Below are 18,947 nucleotides of genomic sequence, written 5' to 3' on the forward strand. Positions count from 1 at the left end.
CTCATATCGCTTAATTTGGGATCGTCGCGCTGAGAGCGCGTCGTCATGTGAGGATACGGAACTGAACCGTCAAACCCTTGGTGAAGCCGAGCCGAAGCCGCTTCCCCAGGCTGCTGTCCCCGGAAACCCGTCCGCCGACAGCGTGGCCCTCGCAATCCATGTTCTCGAAGATATGAAGGCCGAGGACATCACTGTCATCGACCTCGTTGGCAAGACCTCGCTGGCTGATGCGATGATCATTGCGTCAGGGCGCGTGAACCGTCATGTCGCCTCGATCGCCGACAGCCTCGTCGAGGCCATCAAGAAGGCGGGACTGCCGACGCCGAAGGTCGAGGGCATGCCTGCCTGCGACTGGGTGCTGATCGATACGGGCGATCTCATCGTCCATGTCTTCCGCCCGGAAGTGCGTCAGTTCTACAACCTGGAAAAGATGTGGGGCGCCGACCGCCCGAATGAGCGGCTTGTCGGCTGATCCTGATTTCCGGTGCGGCTCGCCATCATCACCGTCGGCCGGCTCAAGGACGGGCCGGAACGGGACCTCTGCGAGCGCTACCGCGAACGTAGCCATGTTCTCGGACGCAGCCTTGGCCTGACTGGGCCGGATGTCACTGAGCTGCCTGAAAGTCGGGCGCGGCGGGCTGAGGAGCGCAAGCGCGATGAGGCTGCCGCGATCCTTTCAAAGCTCTCGCCGGGGCTGCTGATCGCCCTCGACGAGCGGGGGAGGAGCCTGACAAGCGATGCCTTCGCCGGCAGGATCGCCGCCGCGCGGGACGCAGGTACGGGTACCGCGAGCCTCGTGATCGGTGGTGCGGACGGGTTGGACGAGACCATTCGGGATCGTGCCGATCTGACGCTGGCCTTCGGGGCCCTGACATTGCCGCATCAGCTCGTGCGCGTGCTTGCGTTGGAGCAGCTCTACAGGGCCATGACGATTATTGCCGGACATCCCTATCATCGCGCATGACGTCCGTCGCATCAGTGATTCGAGCCAGTTCGCGCCGCCTCGGCAGCGCTGCTTTGCTATGGCTCGCGCTCGGTCTCGGCCTTCCGTCAGCCAACGCCCAGGAGCCGGCGCCCGATCCGGATCGCGTGGCGCCCGAAATCGCGCAGAAACTGGCGGAGAAGCAGGCCCGCGAAGCCGAGTTGAAGGCGATCGAGGAACGGCTGGCCGGCAATGCCGAGGGGCGAACCAAGCTGGAGGCTGAGATCGCCACGATCCGGGCCGATCGGGCCGGTCTCAACAAGGCGCTTCTCGAGACGACGACCCGTACCCAGGGGGTCGAACGTCGTATTGGCGCGATCGAGGAGCGGCTGGCGCTTCTGCAGACCAGTGAAACCGCGATCCGGCGTTCCCTCGACGGCCGCCGCGGCCTGATCGGCGAAGTCCTGGCCGCGCTCCAGCGGATCGGCCGCCGGCCGCCGCCGGCCGTTCTGGTGCGGCCGGAGGATATCCTGGAGGCGGTGCGCGCCTCGATGCTGCTGGGCGCGGTGGTGCCCGATCTGCGCCAGGAGATCGAGATCCTCAGTACCGATCTCGGCGAGCTGGTGCGGTTGCGCGGCGGGATCGCGGAAGAGCGCAAGGCGATGACTGGCGAGCTGGAAACGCTCGCGGGCGAGCGCCAGCGCCTTGCTTCGCTGATCGATGCCAGACGCGAGCGCGAGGCCAGCGCCGCCAAGGATATCGAGGCGCAGCGCGGGCTGAGCGGAGAGCTTGCGGCGCAGGCGAAGGGCCTGCGCGATTTCGTCGAGCGCATCGAAAAGGAAATCTCTGTCGCGAATCGCGCCGCGGAAGCGGCGCGCCAGGCTCTGGAGGCCGAGACCCGCGAGCAGCGGCAGCGCATGGCGGCGCTCGCCTTCAAGGACCCGGCCCGGCTTGCGCCGAAGATCGCTTTCGCGGAAGCTCGCGGCATGCTGCCGCTGCCCGCTGCCGGATCACAATTGCGTGGTTTTGGTGACAATGACGGGGTTGGCGGCACGACGCGCGGAATTTCGCTAACAACCCGCCCTAATGCCCTAGTTTCGGCGCCTTCCGACGCTTGGGTTGTTTATGCTGGGCCGTTCCGCTCCTTCGGGCAACTCTTGATCCTGAACGCGGGTGGGGGGTACTATTTGCTCTTGGCCGGCATGCAGCGGATCGACGTGTCGCTGAACCAATTCGTCCTTGCCGGGGAACCGGTTGCGATGATGGGTCAAACGTCGGAAGCTGCCGCGACGATCGTAGGTTCGGGGACTGGGGAACCGGTTCTCTATATTGAGTTCAGAAAAGACGGCGTTTCGATCGACCCGGCACCGTGGTGGACGAAATCGCAAAGCGAAAAGGTTCGCGGATGATGCGCAAGGTCTCCCTCGTTCTCGCCGGCGCGATCGTTGGCGCGGGCCTTACCAGTCTGGCGACGCAGACCCACCTGCTGTCCTCGACCAGCGCGGTCGCGGCTTCGGCGGAGGTCTATCGTAGCCTCAACCTGTTTGGTGACATCTTCGAGAAGATCCGCACCGACTATGTCGAGAAGCCCGACGAGCAGAAGCTGATCGAGGCCGCGATCAACGGCATGGTCTCCTCGCTCGATCCGCATTCGGCCTATCTCGATGCGAAGAGCTTCCGGGACATGGACACGGACATGCGCGGCCAGTTCGGCGGACTCGGCATCGAGGTCACCATGGAGGACGGAGTCCTCAAGGTCGCCAAGCCGATTCGCGACACGCCCGCCTCCAAGGCCGGCATCCTCGCCAACGACATCATCAGGGAAATCGATGGTGATCAGGTCAAGGGTCTGAGCTTGACCCAGGCCGTGGAGAAAATGCGCGGCATCATCAACACCCAGGTCAAGCTCAAGATCGAACGCCCGGGCAAGCCCGATCCACTGGAGTTCACCCTGACGCGTTCCACCATCGTCGTCCCGGCGGTCGAGGAGCGGGTCGAGAACGATGTCGGCTATATCCGCATCGGCACCTTCAGCGAGCAGACCTATGAGGGGCTGCGCAAGGCAATCGACAAGGTCAATGCCGAGATCGGCGTCGACAAGGTCAAGGGCTATGTAATCGATCTACGCAACAACCGCGGCGGCAGGCTCGACCAGTCGGTGTTGGTGTCGGATGCGTTCCTTGAGCGCGGCAAGATCGTCTCGACGCGCGGTCGCAATGCCGAGGAGACCCAGGTCTTCAACGCCAAGTCCGGAGACCTGACCAAGGGCAAGCCGGTCGTGGTTCTGATCAACGGCTCCTCGGCCTCGGCGGCTGAGATCGTTGCCGGCGCCCTGCAGGATCACAAGCGCGCGACCGTGATGGGCACGCGTTCCTTCGGCAAGGGCTCGGTCCAGACCGTGATCCCGCTCGGCTCGAATGGCGGCCTGCGCCTGACCACGGCGCGCTACTACACGCCATCGGGCAACTCGATCCAGGCCAAGGGCATCACGCCGGATATCGAGGTCGTCCAGGAGATTCCGCCGGAACTCAAGGACAAGCTGACGGACAATAAGGGCGAGGCATCGCTGAAGGGGCATCTCAAGTCGGGAGACGGCAAGGACGAGCAGTCGGGCTCGGCTTCCTATGTGCCGAATGACCCGACCAAGGATACGCAGTTGCTGGCCGCGTTGAACCTGTTGCGCGGCGTCAAGAAGGACGTCGCCGGGCCGGTTCCGACCCCAGAGCCCGCCAAGCCGAACTGATCTCCATCCGAGAGCGAGGGGGCGCCATTCTCCGGCGCTCTCGACTGCTGGCCCCGCACGCGCCAAGACTAGGCGTGCGGGCCGCTGATTCGGGTCCGTTTCGAACAGCTGAGGACGGCTGCCCTTGGCCGGAACGTCGCTTCCCGAGCTTGATCGGCCTTTGGGGCAGGATCGCGCGGTGCGCCACGGCAAGCCGTGGACGCGCTGGCTGTCGCTTGCCCTGAGCGGAGCGGTGGGGTGCGCGGCGCTTGCGGTGATTGCCATCCTGTTGTTCCGGCGCGATCCCGATGGTGGCGAGCCGATGGCGACTGCCGCGATCGAGATCAGGCAGCCTTCAAGGGAAATCGCGGCTGCACCTGCCGTCGAACCGAACGTCAGAGATCCGCGCTCCCAGTCCACAGCGCGCCAGCTCGAAACCGAATCAGGGGTGACCGTCGTGCGCCCGGGGGCAGATGCTCCCGGTGCGATCGTCATCACGATTCCCGATAGCGGCGAGGTCAAGCTCGCGCCGGCGCCCGACAACCGGCTGGTCGAACGTAGCCGGTTCGGCCTTCTGCCGAAGGTGGCGTCGGACGGCGCGACGCCGATGCAGGTCTATGCCCGGCCGCTAGGTCCGGCACCTGAGACCAAGCCCGCCGGTCGCATCGCGCTCCTCGTCGGCGGGCTGGGCATCAGCCAGAATGGTACGGCAGATGCCATCACGCAGCTGCCTGGCGCGGTTTCTCTGGCCTTTGCACCTTATGGGGTCGAGCTGGAGCGCGTCGTGCAGCGGGCTCGTGGCGACGGCCATGAAGTCTTCCTGCAGGTGCCGATGGAGCCGTTCGACTATCCCGATAACGATCCTGGGCCGCACACCCTGCTCTCCGGCCCAAAGGCCGCTGAGAATCTCGATCGGCTGCATTGGGTGCTCGGTCGCTTCACCGGCTATGTCGGCATCGTCAATTTCCTCGGTGGCCGGCTGACGGCGGACGAGAACGCCCTGTCGCCGGTTCTGCGCGAGATTGCCGGTCGCGGGCTGATGGTCGTCGACGACGGCTCGTCCTCGCGCAGCCAGCTCGCGAGCGCGGCAGCGCGGGCGCAGATTCCGACACTCAAGGTCGACAGGGTGATCGATATGGTCACCCGGGCCGATGCGATCGACCAGCAGCTGCAGCGGCTTGAAACTCAGGCGCGCGAACAGGGCGTGGCGATCGGCGCGGCGAGCGCGCTGCCGGTCTCGATCGAGCGCATTGCCCGCTGGGCCAAATCTCTGGAGGCCAAGGGCCTCGTCATCGTGCCGGTCAGCGCAGCCCACGGACTGCGCAATCCGTCCACAACAGGTTCCCTGAAATGACCGAGCCGCCTCCCGGCTATCGCCCCTGCGTCGGGCTGGCCTTGTTCAACCGCGACGGGCTCGTTTTCGTCGGGCGGCGGGCGGACAAGACCAAGCGCGAGCATGTTGCGCCGGGCTTTGCCTGGCAGATGCCGCAAGGTGGCATCGATCCCGGCGAGACGCCCTACCAGGCAGCGCTGCGTGAGCTGCAGGAGGAAACCAATGTCACCTCCGTCTCGCTGCTGGCGGAGGTGCCGGTCTGGCTGAGCTATGATCTTCCCGTGGATATCGGCCAACAGGCCTGGAAGGGCCGCTGGCGCGGCCAGGCCCAGAAATGGTTCGCCTTCCGCCTCGACGGTCCCGAAAGCGAGATCGATATCCTGCACCCGGCAGGCGGTCACAAGGCAGAATTCGAGGCCTGGCGCTGGGCGCGGCTGGAAGAGACGCCCGATCTGATCATTCCGTTCAAGCAGGCGGTCTATCGCGACGTGGTTCGGTTCTTCGCTCCCTTCGCGGCGGACTGATCGTTCCATCTCTGCTTTGGCGTGAAACAAACATTTCGCGCGCTGCGTTTTGCACTACCATTTCCTGGGGAGTGATTCGCGCTGCGCGCTGCCTGAGCTCCCTGTCACGAAATGCTCACATGATGGGGTGACGCTCGCGATATGGTTGATTCGGTCTTCAAGCTTCACACTGCGGTCCTCGCCGCACGCACGCGCGACCCGGCCTTTTCGCGCACCGCCAAGCTCATCGGCGAGGGGCTGCCGAAGATGGCCAAGAAGCTCGCCGAGGAGGCGGTGGAGGTCGGGCTGGAAGCGGTCCAGGCCGACCGCGAGCGGGTGATCCTCGAGAGCGCCGACCTGATCTACAATCTCGTCGTGCTCTGGAGCGAGATCGGCATTGCGCCGGAGGATGTCTGGCGCGAGATGGACCGGCGCGAACAGCTTTACGGCATTGCAGAGAAACTGCCGAAGAATCGAGCCGCGAAGCAGGCGCGGCAGGAAAGCGCCGAGGTTGCCGCAAGCGCCGGTGGTGGCTTGCGCGAAGACTGAGCAGAAGGCGCGGTTTTAGCGCGCTTGCCGCCTCATCCCCGGGAATGTCAGATTTCCGGGAAGACGGGGGTTGCCAAGCCGAAGCGTTGCGGTTATTCCCGCCACATCAGATCGACGCGGCCACGGCCGAGCCACCTGATACGCGCCCGTAGCTCAGCTGGATAGAGCATCAGACTACGAATCTGAGGGTCAGAGGTTCGAATCCTTTCGGGCGCGCCATTTTTGGCTCCTTCTCAGGAGCACTGCTTACCGCCCGTTTCAGGGCCATTTGTAAGCTCCCATTCACGCACGATTGAGCGCTTTGCACACGGTCGAAGGCCGATCGTGTGGGCGACCTTCGCGAGCCCGTGTCGTTCCGCCAGCGATCGATCCGGCCGCGTAGTCATGCACTCGATCGTCCCGTGATCTCGGCGCCGTTCGCGCGATCATGGCCCGTTTGATGCCACGCGCCTATCGCGGGGCCTGCTGGGCCGAATCGTCGTGCATTCGGTTTCTCGATCGCCTGCTGAGCATTCCCCGTGCGCAGGATGGTTGTTGCCGATTCGAAGCGGCGTGGCGGCGTGAGATCCGACGATCGATCGAGCGCGTTGGACTGAGGATGATGCGGCACCGTCACGGCTCAGATGCTGCGATCCATTCGGGGGGCGAAGCCGAAGGGATTGCCACCCGGCCGGTCCGCGGTGGTGGAACAGCTGCCGTTCAAGGACGTTGCGCAACCAGGAGGACGCGCGATGAAGGTTTCAGTGATGCCGCTATTGGTACTCACCGCATTGGCGGCGAGTGCTTGCAATCGGACAGAGCAGCGGATCGGCGGGGCTGCCGCCGGAGCGGGAACGGGGGCACTTGTCGGTGGCCCGGTTGGCGCGGTGGTCGGTGGGGCCGCGGGTGCCATTACCGCTCCCACCGTGGTGCGCGCAACACGGCGTGCGACGCGTTAGATCATCGGACCGGATACCGTATCCAGTCCCATGATCTAACCCTTTGTCTTTGCATCGGCTTTCTCGAAAATCGCAATCCACTTTTCGGGCCGATGCTTTAGCCGCAGGCATGCCACTGGTACCGGACCATTCCAGGCTTGTCCGGCGCCCCACGCTCGCTGCCGAAATGGCGAGCGACGGAATTCTTCCCTGGACGGATATCGTCGTTCGCCTCGCGGCCGGTTCAGCCGTACCGGCCTTCCAACCGCCGATCGATCGCCAGCGCCGCGAGCGTGCAGAGCGCGCCCGAGAGCAGGTAGACTCCGACCCAGGCGAGCCCGAACTGGCTCGAGACGGTCAGCGCCACGAGTGGCGCGAAGCCCGCGCCGAGCAACCAGGCAAGATCCGAGGTCAGCGCTGCGCCGGTATAGCGGTACTGCGTGCCGAAGCTCGAGGCCACGGCGCCGGCAGTCTGGCCGTAGGAGAGTCCGAGCAGGCCAAAGCCGATGATAACGTAGATCGTCTGCCCCGCGAGGCTGTCGCCGAAGAGCAGGGGGGCGATGATGCTCGACAGGCTGAAGAGCGCGATCATCCCGCCAGAGACAAGGAGCGTGTTGCGGCGGCCGATCTGGTCGGCGATCAGACCGGAGGTGACGATCGCGCCGAAGCCAACCACGGCGCCGGCCGCCTGCACCATCAGGAATTCCGAAACCGAACGTTCGGTGAAGAGGTTGATCCAGCTCACCGGGAAGATGGTGACGAGGTGGAACAGCGCGAAACTCGCCAGCGGCACGAAGGCGCCGAGGATGAGCGTGCTGCCACGCGCCTTGACCAACTCGAGGACCGGGATGGGCATGAGCTCACGGGTGTCCATGAGCTGGGCGAATTCGTGGGTCGCAACCATCCGCAGCCGCGCGAACAACGCCACGACATTGATCGTCAGTGCGACGAAGAAGGGGTAGCGCCAACCCCAGTCGAGGAAATCTTCCCGCGACAGCAAGCCTTCGAAATAGGCGAACAGCCCTGCAGCGAGGATGAAGCCAAGCGGCGCACCGAGCTGCGGCAGCATGGCGTACCAGCCGCGGCGGCCGGCGGGCGCGTTGAGGGCGAGCAGGGAGGACAGCCCGTCCCAGGCTCCGCCGAGCGCGATGCCCTGCAGGAGCCGGAAGATCGCGAGAATGATGCCGGACCAGATGCCGATCGTGGCATAGCCGGGCAGGAAGGCGATGGCGGCCGTCGCGCCGCCGAGGAGGAAGAGTGCAACGGTAAGCTTGGCCGCGCGGCCGTGGCGACGGTCGATTGCCATGAACAGCACTGTGCCGATAGGGCGGGTCATAAAAGCGAGCGCGAAGATCGCGAAGGCGTAGAGCGTTGCGGTCAGCCGGTCGGCGAAGGGGAACACCAACTCGGGAAAGACCAGAACGCAGCCGAGACCGAAGACGAAGAAGTCGAAATATTCCGAGGTCCGGCCGATGATCACGCCGATTGCGATCTCGCCGGGCGAGACATGATCGCGCCCGTGCTCGTCCAGGTGACCCGATGTATGGTTCGCTGCCTCAGCGCTCATGACCGGGAACCCCTCGTTATCGGGCGGGTCGGATCGTACGGGCTTGCCCGCACCTCATGCAAATGGATACGGTGGATCGCAGATACCCGTCAAACCTTCGCAATGGGACAGATTGTCTGATGGGTGATGCGAAGGAATGAGCATAGAGAAGGTTGTTCCGGCGGCAGGGAGGTCTCGAGTCTCTTGCGGATCCTTCGAATTCTAACGGTTCTGCCTGTTCTCGCCATGCTCGGCGGCTGCCAGATGGTGCTCTTGGCACCGTCCGGCGATGTTGCCGTACAGCAGCGAAACCTGCTGCTGACCTCCACGGCGCTGATGCTCCTGATCATCGTGCCGGTGATGGCGCTGATCGTGTTCTTCGCCTGGCGCTACCGCGCTTCGGCCAATGCGACCTACGACCCCGACTGGCATCATTCGCTGCCCCTCGAAGTGGTGATCTGGGCGGTTCCGTTGCTGATCATCATCGTCATCGGCGCGATCACCTGGATGGCCACGCATCTGCTCGACCCCTACCGGCCGCTCGGGCGCATCAGCGCGGCGAAGCCGGCTGCCGCTACGAGGATGAGCGAGAACGCACCGCCGCAAGGGCCGCTGGTCATCCAGGTGGTGGCGCTCGACTGGAAGTGGCTGTTCCTCTACCCGGAGCAGGGCATCGCCTCGCTCAATGAGGTCGTGGCGCCGGTCGACCAGCCGATCGAGTTCCGGATCACGTCCTCTACCGTCATGAATTCCCTCTTCATTCCGGCGTTGGCGGGGCAGATCTACGCCATGCCGGGCATGCAGACGAAACTCAACGCCGTGATCAATCACCCCGGCGATTTCGAGGGATTCTCGGCCAATTACAGCGGCGCCGGCTTCTCCGACATGCGCTTCCGTTTCCGCGGCGTTGACCGCGAGGGCTTCGAGGCCTGGACGCGAGCCGCGCGCGAAAAGGGCGGGCCACTCGGACGTGAGGAATATCTGGTGCTGGAACGCCCGAGCGAACGCGAGCCGACGCGGCAGTTCCGCGATGTCGCACCGGACCTGTTCCAGGCCATCCTCAACATGTGTGTCGATCGCGCCAAGATGTGCACGCGCGACATGATGGCGATGGACGCCAAGGGCGGCGGTGGCAGGGAGGGGATCTCGACCGTGATGGCGCTCGAATACGACAAGAGCGTACGCCGGGGCGGGCAGCCGATGCCGCCGCGCCCCTTCGTCACGGCGATCTGCACGCCCGCCGACGTCTACGGTACCGCGGGCGTCACCGCCCGCGTTGCCAACTGAACCGCGTCCGAGATGGTCGCCGCTAGCGAGACGAGGGATCCATGACCTCCTATCCCGAATGGTGGAAGCTGGTGTTTGGCCGTTTCACCTTCGAAGCGCTGCCGCTGCACGAGCCGATCCTGGTGGCGACCTTTGGTGTCGTGGTGCTCGGCGGCCTCGCGCTCCTCGTGCTGATCACGCGGATGAAGGCCTGGGGCTATCTCTGGAACGAGTGGTTCACCAGCGTCGACCACAAGAAGATCGGGATCATGTACATGATCCTGGGAGTCATCATGCTGCTGCGCGGCTTCGCCGACGCGCTGATGATGCGGGGCCAGCAGGCGATCGCTTTTGCCGGCGCCGAGGGATACCTGCCGCCGCACCATTACGACCAGATCTTCACCGCCCATGGCGTCATCATGATCTTCTTCGTGGCGATGCCCTTCGTCACGGGACTGATGAACTTTGTTGTGCCGCTGCAGATCGGTGCGCGGGATGTCGCCTTCCCATTCCTCAACAATTTCAGCTTCTGGATGACGGTGGGCGGCGCCGTGCTGGTGATGGCCTCGCTCTTCATCGGCGAATTCGCCAAGACGGGCTGGCTTGCCTATCCGCCCCTCTCAGGCGCGGCCTACTCGCCCGGGGTGGGCGTGGACTACTATCTCTGGGCGCTGCAGATCGCGGGCGTGGGCACAACGCTCTCCGGTGTCAACCTGGTGGCGACCATCATCAAGATGCGCGCGCCGGGCATGGACATGATGAAGATGCCCGTCTTCACCTGGACGTCGCTGTGCACCAATGTCCTGATCGTCGCGACCTTCCCGATCCTGGCGGCGACACTCGCGCTGCTGACGCTTGATCGCTATGTCGGCACCAATTTCTTCACGAACGATCTCGGCGGCAATCCGATGATGTACGTGAACCTGATCTGGATCTGGGGGCACCCCGAGGTCTATATCCTGATCCTGCCGGCTTTCGGCATCTTCTCGGAGGTGGCCTCGACCTTCTGCGGCAAGCGGCTCTTCGGCTATGCCTCGATGGTCTATGCGACAGTGGTGATCACCATCCTGTCCTATCTCGTCTGGCTGCATCATTTCTTCACGATGGGCTCGGGCGCCAGCGTGAATTCCTTCTTCGGCATCACGACGATGATCATCTCGATCCCGACGGGCGCGAAGATCTTCAACTGGCTGTTCACGATGTATCGCGGCCGCATCCGCTTCGAGCTGCCGATGATGTGGCTCATCGCCTTCATGCTGACCTTTGTCATCGGTGGCATGACCGGCGTGATGCTCGCGGTGCCGCCGGCCGATTTCGTGCTGCACAACAGCCTGTTCCTCGTTGCGCATTTCCATAACGTCATCATCGGCGGCGTCGTCTTCGGCATCTTCGCCGGCATCGCCTACTGGTTTCCGAAGGCCTTCGGCTTCAAGCTCGATCCGTTCTGGGGCAAGCTCTCCTTCTGGTTCTGGGTCGTCGGCTTCTACGTCGCCTTCATGCCGCTCTATGTGCTCGGTCTGATGGGCGTGACCCGCCGATTGAACCGCTTCGAGGACCCCTCGCTACAGATCTGGTTCGTGATCGCGGCAATCGGCGCGGTGCTGATCCTGTTCGGCATCCTTTGCTTCCTCATCCAGATCGCGGTCAGCATCATCCGTCGCGAGGAGTTGCGCGACACGACCGGCGACCCCTGGGACGGGCGCACGCTGGAATGGTCGACCTCCTCGCCTCCGCCGGATTACAATTTCGCCTTCACCCCGGTGATCCATGACCACGACTCGTGGGCTGACATGAAGAAGCGCGGGTATCAGCGCCCGCTCGCCGGTTTCCGGCCGATCCATATGCCGAGGAATACCGGGGCCGGTATCATCATCGCGGGCCTGGCGACGCTTTGCGGTTTCGCGTTGATCTGGCACGTCTGGTGGCTGGCGGCGCTGGGCTTCGTTAGCGTCCTGGCGGCGGTGATTACGCACAGCTTCAATTACGACCGCGACTTCCACATCCCGGCAGAGACCGTTCTGCGCGAGGAGGATTCGCGCAGCAAGCTGCTGGCACGGGCCTGAGGAACGATGATGGCGAAGGCGGCAGCTCAGGTCCCGGTCCCAAACGGCGCCCCGACGTTCTACGTCACGGAAGAGGAGCACGAGCACTCCGGCGGCTCGACCATGCTCGGCTTCTGGATCTACCTGATGAGCGATTGCCTCGTCTTCGCGGTGCTGTTCGCGACGTTCGGGGTGCTGGGGCGCAACTATGCGGCGGGGCCGTCCGGTGCCGACCTGTTCGATCTCAGGCTGGTGGCGGTCAATACCGGCCTGCTGCTGCTCTCTTCGATCACCTATGGCTTTGCCATGCTGGCGATGGAAAAGGGCCGACAGGCGGCGATGCAGGGCTGGCTCGTCGTGACCGGCCTGTTTGGCCTCGGCTTCCTCGCGATCGAGCTCTACGAGTTCGCACATCTGATCCATGAGGGCGCGACGCCGATGCGCAGCGCGTTCCTCTCTTCCTTCTTCACGCTGGTCGGTACGCACGGGCTGCATGTCACGTTCGGCCTGATCTGGCTGGTCGTGCTGATGAGGCAGGTCGCAAGACACGGACTGATCGAGGCCAATTGCCGCCGGCTGATGTGCCTGAGCATGTTCTGGCACTTCCTCGACATCGTCTGGATCGGCGTCTTTACCTTCGTCTACCTGATGGGCGTGCTGAAATGAGCGGAAGCCAGGACCACGCCGAGCCGCATGGCGAGCACGGGGACGCCCATGGCGCTCCCCATGGCAGCCTGCGAGGATACATCACCGGCTTCGTGCTTTCGGTCATCCTGACCGCGATCCCGTTCTGGCTCGTCATGAATGACGTGCTCGGTCACGCGACGCTGACCGCGCTCGTGATCATGGGGTTCGCGGCGGTGCAGATCGTCGTCCACATGGTCTATTTTCTGCACATGAACGGCCGCTCCGAAGGCGGCTGGTCGATGATGGCGCTGATCTTCACCATCATCATCGTGGTGATCGTGCTCTCGGGCTCGCTGTGGGTCATGTACCACCTCAATGCCAACATGATGCCGAGCGACATGCACAGGATGTGAGGCTGGCGTCGTGACGTTCCCGGACGCGGGGCAAGGGCGCCGACCGGGCACGGCGCATGTCGCTTTTGTCGCCGCAGCCTGCGTGCTCGCGCTCGTCTTCGCAGGGCTCGGCATCTGGCAGATGCAGCGGCGGGCCTGGAAGCTCGACCTCATCGCTCGTGTCGAGGCACGCATTCGCGCCGCGCCAGCGGCCGCGCCCGGGCCGGCGGAATGGGGCAGGATCAGCGCCGCCACCGACGAATACCGCCGCGTTGCATTGCAGGGGCGCTATCTCCCCGGGCCGGAAGCGCTGACGATGGCGGTGACGGAGCGCGGCCCAGGCTTCTGGGTGCTGTCGGCATTTCGAGCGGATGCCGGCTTTACCGTTCTCGTCAATCGCGGCTTCGTGCCGGAGGGGCGACGCGAGCCGGACGAACGGCGCAAGGTTGCCGGCGACGCGGCGAGCCTCACCGGGTTGCTGCGGCTGAGCGAGCCAGGTGGAGGCTTCCTGCGTGCGAATGATCCCGCCGCCGGGCGCTGGTATTCCCGCGATGTCGTGCAGATCTCGCAGGCACAGGGTATCGAAGAGGTTGCGCCCTATTTCGTCGAAGCCGATGCTGCCTCCGAGCCTGGCCCGTTGCCGCAGGGCGGGATGACCCAGGTCAGCTTCCGCAACACGCATCTTGTCTACGCGCTGACCTGGTTCTGCCTTGCATTGATGAGCGCGGGGGCGGCGGCCTATGTGGTCCGGGGCAAGGCCGACGAACCGCCGTCGGCGTAGAGGCAGTCCCTTCACCGAACCCGCGGCCTTGACCAATCATCCGACCTCATCCAGCTTCATCGCCCTTGCCAGGCCGGCGCGCGCTTGGCGAGGAAGGCCTCGATACCCTCTCGGAAATCGGCGCTCATATAGCACATCAGGATGAGGTCGCTTTCCCTTGTGCGGTCGGATCTGGTGATCCGTCGCATCGCTTCCTTGGTCGCGCGCAAGGTCAGCGGTGCGTGGCCAGCAATGGTCGTGGCCAATTCCTGTGCCCGCTCCATCAGCGCCGCATGGTCGGAGACGAGTTCAGTGTAGAGACCGATGCGGTGGCCCTCGTCGGCGTCCATCAGCCGCGCGGTGAAGACGATATCCTTGACCCGCGCCGGGCCGAGCAGGGTGGCCAGCCGCGCATAATTGTTCATGGACAGGCAATTGCCGAGCGTGCGCGCCACCGGGAAGCCGAAGCGGGCGTTGCGCGTCGCAATCCGGAGATCGCAGGCGCAAGCGATGCCGGCGCCCCCGCCTGTTGCCGCTCCCGAGATCGCCGCGAGGGTCGGAACCTTGCAACTTTCAATCTTCTGCAATGCACCGTCGATGCGTGCCTCATAGGCCAGCGCGTCCTCCGGCTTGTCGAAGGCGCGGAACTGCGAGATGTCCGTGCCGGCGGCGAAGGCTTTCTCTCCCGCACCGGTCAGAACCAGAACCTTGGGTGAGCCATGGCCTTCGAGATCTGAGCAGATCTCGGCGACACGGTCATACATCGCAAATGTCAGCGCATTGCGCGCCTGCGGCCGGTTGAGCGTAATCCAGCCGATCCCGCCGTCGACCTCGTAGCAGATCTCGTCACTCATCGATTCATACTCTCCTTTCTGAAGCCGGCATCAGTGGAACCGCTGTCGCCGGCGGCCGGCCGAAGCGCAGCATCGGATCGGCTTGCGCCAGAATCTGTGTTGGACATCGCTTCAAGCTCAGTTCCGCAGGGCCTGGACCACGAAGGAGACGCCGCCGAGCGCGACGATGGCGTCGAGCAGCAAGGTGTGGACCTTGAGCGGGATGCGGGCGAGCAGCGCCCTTGCGATCCAGGCGCCCGGAGCCATGCAAAGCCCGATCACCGCACCGAGCCAGACCTGCGCGCTGGTCAGGACCGCTGCCTGCCCGAAGACCAGTGTCTTGGTGAGATGCATGGTAAGACCGACGATCGCATCGGTCGCGACCAGCGTCGCCCCCGCAAGCCCGGCGCCAAGCAGGATCGGGATCATCAGCAGTCCGCCGCCGATCGTCGTGCCCGAGAGAAAGCCGAAGAGGGCTGACGCGACGAGCACGCCGGTCGGCCCGATCTCGAAGCGCCGGCCGGCGAACAGGCGCTTGAGCACGACGACGGCGATCAGGAAGATCCCGAGCACCAGCCCGATCGCCGCCTCGTCGAGCCTTGTATAGAGCACCGCTCCGGCAAGGCAGCCGGGGATCGCCGCCGACAGGATGCGTCTCGTGACGGGCCAGTCGATCAGTGTCCGGAAGGCGCCGACGCGCGCAACATGACTGAGCAGCATCGCAACGCTGATCGTCTGCACCACGGAGGCGACACCGATGATCGGGGCCAGCACCAGCGACAGCACGATCGCACCGCCCGAGCCGGTGAGCGCACTCAGCAGCGATCCGACCAGGGCGGCTGTGCCGACAGCGAGCGCCGTCGCAACCTGCACAGCCGATCCGAGCAAGGCCGGGTCGGCCACGAGGCTCATGGCAGATAGGCCCCGCCATTCACATGCATGGTCTGGCCGGTGAGATAGCGCCCGTTCGGCCCGGCAAGATAGCGCACCATCGCCGCGACCTCCTGCGGTCGCCCGCGGCGTCCGACCAAGGTGGTGCGGTGCTTGTGATGGTCCGGCTGGGCTGCCGAGTGGCCGCCGCGCACCGTATCGATCAGGCCGGGGGAGACGAGGTTGACGGTGATCCCGCGCTCGGCCAGCTCCTGCGCAAGCGCCTTGGTGAGACCGTCAAGTCCCGCCTTGGCGGTGACGACATGGGCACGCTGCTTCGCGCCGGTATAGGCGGTCAGTCCGCCGATGTTGATGATGGCGCCTGCACTGCTCGCGGTCAGCGCGTCCAGCGCCGCCTGCGAACACAGGAACGGGCCGTCGAGCGTGACGCCGAGCACCTGATGCCATTGCGCCAGGGTCATTTCGCCGAAGGCCACCTCGCCACGGATGGCGGCATTGTTGACGAGGATATCGATCCGCCCGAAGCGCTCGAGCGTGGCCTCGATGGCGGCGCGGACCGAGTCGGGGTTGGTGACATCGGCCAGCTGCCAGGCGGCACGACCGCCTTCGGCCTCGACCGCGGCGACCATTTCGCCAAGCCCTGTCTCGTCCGAGAGCGCCACGCCCATCACCGCCGCTCCGCCAGCGGCGAGTTCGAGTGCGATGGCGCGGCCGATATTGCGGGCTGCTCCCGTGATCAGGGCAACCTTGCCGTCGAGTTCAGTCACCGCTCAGCTCCGTGCTGCTGTGAGATCGACAGTGCCGCCGATGACGATCTTGCCGAGCGCGGCAGCGACCTGCTCGGAGCGCGCGCGCGCCCAGCCGCCGAAAGCGGTGTTGTCGTGGAATTTCTGCAGGATATCAGCAGGAGAAAGTGGTTCATGCGCCCCGCCGCGCATGTGCGGCTGACGCATCTCGCGCACCGAACCGTCCTTGAGGGTAGCCCTGATATGGCCGCTGAAATTGCGCGGATACTCGTCTGCTGGATTGACGACATAGGACACTCTGGCGGCCAGCGCTCGCACGCTCGCCTCCGCCACACGCTCCTCTGTGAATTGTCCAAGCCCGGCCCCGCCATCGATGAAGCCGACGGCGACGCAATAGGGTGTCGAGAACTTTGCCGCATAGGCGTTGGGCGGCGCCCGCTTCAGCGCCAGCGGTTCCCAGAGCCGGTGCACGGTGCCTTCGCCGACCTCGCATTCCAGGCTGACGATGTCCTCGGCCCTGATACCCTGCTGCGCCAGCGCGATGGCGCAGTCGACGAAGGGCTGGGTCATCGTCCCGCAGGCATAGGGCTTGAAGGCGAGCGTCTCCAGCACCCAGCTCTCGCCCAGCCCGTCGAGCAGGGGCACGAAATCCGGCGCCTTCGACGGAGCGAAGGCGCGGTAGAAACCGTGATGGCCCTCGATCACGGTTGCTGGTCCCAGGAAGCCGGCCTCGGCCAGCAAGGCGGCGCGGATGCCGGCCTGCGCTGCCGCGCCGGCATGGAGCCGTTTGGTCCAGCTGCCGTCGGCGAGATATTCGATGATGCCGGAGGCCAGACTGCCGGCGATCCCGATGGCATGTGCGATCAGCTTCGGCGACAGGCCAAGCGCACTCGCGACAGCGGCGGCGGCGGCCGGTGCGCCGATCACCGCGGTCGGGTGAAAACAGGCTTTGTGAATTGCTTGCGGCGTCACCAGGCTCATCCGGCACATCAGCTCGGTACCGACTGCAACACCGCGCAGCACCGCTTCGCCCGACAGCCCGCGATGCTCCGCCGCCGCCAGCACGGCGGGCACGATCACGGCGCCGGCATGGATCGGCCCGCCCTCGAATGTATCGTCGAAGTCCTCGCCATGCGCCGCGGTGCCGTTGACCAGCGCCGCGTCATATGGGCCCAGGCCCGCTGCATGGCCGATCGCGGTTGCCTTGCCTGACAATGCGGTCGAGGCCAGGGCGGCGCGGACATAGTCGGTGCCACGCGCCGCAACGCAAAGCCCGGCGACGTCGAGCAGCAGCAGGCGGACGGTCTCCCGCGCCTTGGGGCTCACCGTCGCATGGGCGGCGAAGCTGGCGAGCCGCAGCGCGACCGGCTCACCGGCGATCGAAGTCTGGTGGTTCACGCGTGCGCATCCTTGAGCTTGGCATTGCGCGCGTCACGGAATTCGCGGACGAGCGAGAGGGTGACGAAGACGGCGGATGCGAGCAGCAGCCCGATCGCGATCGGGTCTTCGAGGAAGATCGAATGATCTCCGCCGGAGAGCAGCAGCGAGCGGCGATAGCTCGACTCGACCATGTGCCCGAGCACAACGCCGAGGATCAGCGGCAGGAACGGGTAGCCGGCGCGGCGCATCAGGTAGCCGACGAGGCCCATGCCGAGCGCGATGCCAAGATCGGATATCGACGTGTTGAGTGTGAAGATGCCCGAGAGGATCAGGGCCAGGATGAAGCCGGCGAGATAGGCGCGGGGCCGATTCACCAGCCAGACGCAGATCGGCAGCAGCAGGATGCCGACGACAATCTGCGCCAGGGTGGCGATGAACGAGCCGAGATACAGCCCGACCACGACGTCAGCATTCTGTTCGAACAGGCGCGGCCCCGGCAGCAACCCGTGGATCAACAGGCCGCCGAGCAGCACCGCGGTCGAGTTCGAGCTCGGGATGCCGAAGGAGAGCAGCGGGATCAGAGCGGCGCTCGCCACGGTGTTGTTGGCGGTCTCCGGCGCGGCGACACCCTCTTCCGAGCCCTTGCCGAACTTCTCCGGCTCCTTCGACCAGCGTTTGGCCTCGTTATAGGAGAGGAAGGCCGCGATCGAGCCGCCGCCTCCCGGCGTCAGCCCCTCAAAAGTGCCGAGAATGCAACCGATGAACTGCGAGCGCTTCAGCCTGTTCATCATGCTCAGGCTGGGCAGGCGCACCCGCACCTGTTCGCCGATATTGCCGACCCCGCGCGAGCCGGACTGCATCATCAGTTCGCTGATCGCGAAGACGCCGATCATGATCAGCACAGGCTCGACGCCGCCGAGCAGCTCCGGGCTGCCGAAGGTGAAGCGGGTCACCCCCGAGATCGGGTCAGTACCGATGGTCGAGATCATCAGGCCGACGACCGCGGCTGCGAGACCGTTGAGCAGCGAGCCGTTCGTCATGGAGGCGATGACGCTGAGGCCGAGAATGCCAAGCGCGAAATAGGATGTCGGCTTGAAGGCCAGGGCGACCCAGGAGAGCGGCTCGGTCATCATGATCAGCATCAGGAGGCCGAACAGGCTGCCGATGACGCCCGACCAGAGCGAGATGCCGAGCGCCTCACCGGCGCGCCCCTGCTTTTTCATCTCGTAGCCGTCGATCACGGTCGCAGCGGCCGAGTTGGTGCCGGGCGTTCGGATCAGGATGGCCGGAATCGAGCCGCCATATTCGGCGCCGATATAGGTGCAGGCCAGCATCACGATCGCCTGCACTGGCGCCATGCCATAGGTGAAGGGCAGCAGCAGAGCCATGGTGATCGAGGCCGAGATGCCGGGCAGCGAGCCGCCGACGATGCCCCAGATCAGGCCGATGATCGAATAGAAGACGATCGGCGAGCCGAACAGAAGATCGAATGCGATACCGAGCGAGTGCATCATGGCT

The 18,947-nt window shown here is 65.0% G+C and carries 19 protein-coding genes and 1 tRNA gene; 14 read left to right on the top strand and 6 right to left on the bottom strand.

Annotated elements, in window-relative coordinates:
• Positions 1-142 precede the first annotated feature (142 nt).
• The 9 genes from rsfS to BIWAKO_RS34195 all read left to right on the top strand — a co-directional run bounded on the left by rsfS (position 143) and on the right by BIWAKO_RS34195 (position 6,967).
• A complete protein-coding gene (rsfS, locus tag BIWAKO_RS12330) occupies positions 143-472 on the top strand; it encodes a ribosome silencing factor (protein ID WP_074471540.1) in 330 nt (109 codons plus the stop codon).
• A 12-nt stretch (positions 473-484) separates the two neighbouring features.
• The gene (rlmH, locus tag BIWAKO_RS12335) at positions 485-964 is read left to right on the top strand and encodes a 23S rRNA (pseudouridine(1915)-N(3))-methyltransferase RlmH (RefSeq protein ID WP_069878926.1); all 480 of its coding nucleotides are present in this window, start codon (positions 485-487) and stop codon (positions 962-964) included.
• Positions 961-2,331, top strand: a complete 1,371-nt coding sequence (locus BIWAKO_RS12340) for a murein hydrolase activator EnvC family protein (RefSeq protein ID WP_084651281.1) — start codon at positions 961-963, stop codon at positions 2,329-2,331. Before rlmH ends, BIWAKO_RS12340 begins: the two co-directional genes overlap by 4 nt.
• Positions 2,331-3,665, top strand: a complete 1,335-nt coding sequence (locus BIWAKO_RS12345) for a S41 family peptidase (protein WP_069882408.1) — start codon at positions 2,331-2,333, stop codon at positions 3,663-3,665. The genes BIWAKO_RS12340 and BIWAKO_RS12345 overlap by 1 nt, the downstream gene beginning before the upstream one ends.
• 124 nt (positions 3,666-3,789) lie before the next feature.
• Entirely contained in the window at positions 3,790-4,998 is a 1,209-nt protein-coding gene (locus BIWAKO_RS12350; protein WP_069878927.1) for a divergent polysaccharide deacetylase family protein, read from the top strand.
• On the top strand, positions 4,995-5,501 hold the full coding sequence (locus tag BIWAKO_RS12355; RefSeq protein WP_069878928.1) for an RNA pyrophosphohydrolase: 507 nt from the start codon (positions 4,995-4,997) through the stop codon (positions 5,499-5,501). Before BIWAKO_RS12350 ends, BIWAKO_RS12355 begins: the two co-directional genes overlap by 4 nt.
• 141 nt (positions 5,502-5,642) lie before the next feature.
• The gene (gene hisE / locus BIWAKO_RS12360) at positions 5,643-6,029 is read left to right on the top strand and encodes a phosphoribosyl-ATP diphosphatase (protein WP_069878929.1); all 387 of its coding nucleotides are present in this window, start codon (positions 5,643-5,645) and stop codon (positions 6,027-6,029) included.
• Between the two features lie 142 nt (positions 6,030-6,171).
• A tRNA-Arg gene (locus tag BIWAKO_RS12365) sits at positions 6,172-6,248 on the top strand.
• Positions 6,249-6,760: 512 nt separating this feature from the next.
• Positions 6,761-6,967 carry a hypothetical protein gene (locus BIWAKO_RS34195; protein WP_074471661.1) on the top strand — a complete coding sequence of 69 codons (207 nt, stop codon included), beginning with the start codon at positions 6,761-6,763 and terminating at the stop codon, positions 6,965-6,967.
• A gap of 223 nt (positions 6,968-7,190) precedes the next feature.
• On the opposite strand, the gene BIWAKO_RS12370 is transcribed toward BIWAKO_RS34195, so the two are convergent.
• The gene (locus tag BIWAKO_RS12370) at positions 7,191-8,513 is read right to left on the bottom strand and encodes an MFS transporter (protein ID WP_069878930.1); all 1,323 of its coding nucleotides are present in this window, start codon (positions 8,511-8,513) and stop codon (positions 7,191-7,193) included.
• Positions 8,514-8,696: 183 nt separating this feature from the next.
• Here BIWAKO_RS12370 and cyoA point away from each other — a divergent pair, with 183 nt between their 5' ends.
• The 5 genes from cyoA to BIWAKO_RS12395 are packed head-to-tail and all read left to right on the top strand — an operon-like array spanning position 8,697 to position 13,600.
• On the top strand, positions 8,697-9,779 hold the full coding sequence (gene cyoA / locus BIWAKO_RS12375) for a ubiquinol oxidase subunit II (protein WP_141740054.1): 1,083 nt from the start codon (positions 8,697-8,699) through the stop codon (positions 9,777-9,779).
• Positions 9,780-9,820: 41 nt separating this feature from the next.
• Positions 9,821-11,821, top strand: coding sequence for a cytochrome o ubiquinol oxidase subunit I (gene cyoB / locus BIWAKO_RS12380; RefSeq protein ID WP_069878932.1), 2,001 nt, complete (start codon positions 9,821-9,823; stop codon positions 11,819-11,821).
• A gap of 9 nt (positions 11,822-11,830) precedes the next feature.
• Complete coding sequence (gene cyoC, locus BIWAKO_RS12385) at positions 11,831-12,466, top strand: cytochrome o ubiquinol oxidase subunit III (protein WP_069882410.1); 636 nt, start codon at positions 11,831-11,833, stop codon at positions 12,464-12,466.
• Complete coding sequence (cyoD, locus tag BIWAKO_RS12390) at positions 12,463-12,840, top strand: cytochrome o ubiquinol oxidase subunit IV (RefSeq protein WP_069878933.1); 378 nt, start codon at positions 12,463-12,465, stop codon at positions 12,838-12,840. Before cyoC ends, cyoD begins: the two co-directional genes overlap by 4 nt.
• A gap of 10 nt (positions 12,841-12,850) precedes the next feature.
• Positions 12,851-13,600, top strand: a complete 750-nt coding sequence (locus tag BIWAKO_RS12395) for an SURF1 family protein (RefSeq protein ID WP_069878934.1) — start codon at positions 12,851-12,853, stop codon at positions 13,598-13,600.
• Between the two features lie 56 nt (positions 13,601-13,656).
• Here BIWAKO_RS12395 and BIWAKO_RS12400 read toward each other — a convergent pair whose 3' ends face one another.
• The 5 genes from BIWAKO_RS12400 to BIWAKO_RS12420 form a co-directional block, all read right to left on the bottom strand.
• Positions 13,657-14,433, bottom strand: coding sequence for an enoyl-CoA hydratase/isomerase family protein (locus tag BIWAKO_RS12400; RefSeq protein WP_069878935.1), 777 nt, complete (start codon positions 14,431-14,433; stop codon positions 13,657-13,659).
• 117 nt (positions 14,434-14,550) lie between these two features.
• Positions 14,551-15,324, bottom strand: coding sequence for a sulfite exporter TauE/SafE family protein (locus BIWAKO_RS12405; RefSeq protein ID WP_069878936.1), 774 nt, complete (start codon positions 15,322-15,324; stop codon positions 14,551-14,553).
• On the bottom strand, positions 15,321-16,070 hold the full coding sequence (locus tag BIWAKO_RS12410; RefSeq protein ID WP_069878937.1) for an SDR family NAD(P)-dependent oxidoreductase: 750 nt from the start codon (positions 16,068-16,070) through the stop codon (positions 15,321-15,323). Before BIWAKO_RS12410 ends, BIWAKO_RS12405 begins: the two co-directional genes overlap by 4 nt.
• 3 nt (positions 16,071-16,073) lie before the next feature.
• Complete coding sequence (locus BIWAKO_RS12415; RefSeq protein ID WP_069878938.1) at positions 16,074-17,447, bottom strand: MmgE/PrpD family protein; 1,374 nt, start codon at positions 17,445-17,447, stop codon at positions 16,074-16,076.
• Positions 17,444-18,943, bottom strand: coding sequence for a tripartite tricarboxylate transporter permease (locus BIWAKO_RS12420; protein ID WP_244523427.1), 1,500 nt, complete (start codon positions 18,941-18,943; stop codon positions 17,444-17,446). The genes BIWAKO_RS12415 and BIWAKO_RS12420 overlap by 4 nt, the downstream gene beginning before the upstream one ends.
• Between the last annotated feature and the right edge of the window lie 4 nt (positions 18,944-18,947).

The organism is Bosea sp. BIWAKO-01, from assembly GCF_001748145.1.
GTDB lineage: Bacteria > Pseudomonadota > Alphaproteobacteria > Rhizobiales > Beijerinckiaceae > Allobosea.

What these genes read in the sequence shown, in the direction of transcription:
- BIWAKO_RS12340 (WP_084651281.1), top strand. Translation starts at nt 961, where the DNA reads ATGACGTCCGTCGCATCAGTGATTCGAGCCAGTTCGCGCCGCCTCGGC.
- BIWAKO_RS12400 (WP_069878935.1), bottom strand. Translation starts at nt 14,433, where the DNA reads ATGAGTGACGAGATCTGCTACGAGGTCGACGGCGGGATCGGCTGGATT.
- cyoC (WP_069882410.1), top strand. Translation starts at nt 11,831, where the DNA reads ATGGCGAAGGCGGCAGCTCAGGTCCCGGTCCCAAACGGCGCCCCGACG.
- cyoD (WP_069878933.1), top strand. Translation starts at nt 12,463, where the DNA reads ATGAGCGGAAGCCAGGACCACGCCGAGCCGCATGGCGAGCACGGGGAC.
- BIWAKO_RS12420 (WP_244523427.1), bottom strand. Translation starts at nt 18,943, where the DNA reads ATGATGCACTCGCTCGGTATCGCATTCGATCTTCTGTTCGGCTCGCCG.
- BIWAKO_RS34195 (WP_074471661.1), top strand. Translation starts at nt 6,761, where the DNA reads ATGAAGGTTTCAGTGATGCCGCTATTGGTACTCACCGCATTGGCGGCG.
- BIWAKO_RS12405 (WP_069878936.1), bottom strand. Translation starts at nt 15,324, where the DNA reads ATGAGCCTCGTGGCCGACCCGGCCTTGCTCGGATCGGCTGTGCAGGTT.
- BIWAKO_RS12370 (WP_069878930.1), bottom strand. Translation starts at nt 8,513, where the DNA reads ATGAGCGCTGAGGCAGCGAACCATACATCGGGTCACCTGGACGAGCAC.
- cyoB (WP_069878932.1), top strand. Translation starts at nt 9,821, where the DNA reads ATGACCTCCTATCCCGAATGGTGGAAGCTGGTGTTTGGCCGTTTCACC.
- BIWAKO_RS12355 (WP_069878928.1), top strand. Translation starts at nt 4,995, where the DNA reads ATGACCGAGCCGCCTCCCGGCTATCGCCCCTGCGTCGGGCTGGCCTTG.
- hisE (WP_069878929.1), top strand. Translation starts at nt 5,643, where the DNA reads ATGGTTGATTCGGTCTTCAAGCTTCACACTGCGGTCCTCGCCGCACGC.
- BIWAKO_RS12345 (WP_069882408.1), top strand. Translation starts at nt 2,331, where the DNA reads ATGCGCAAGGTCTCCCTCGTTCTCGCCGGCGCGATCGTTGGCGCGGGC.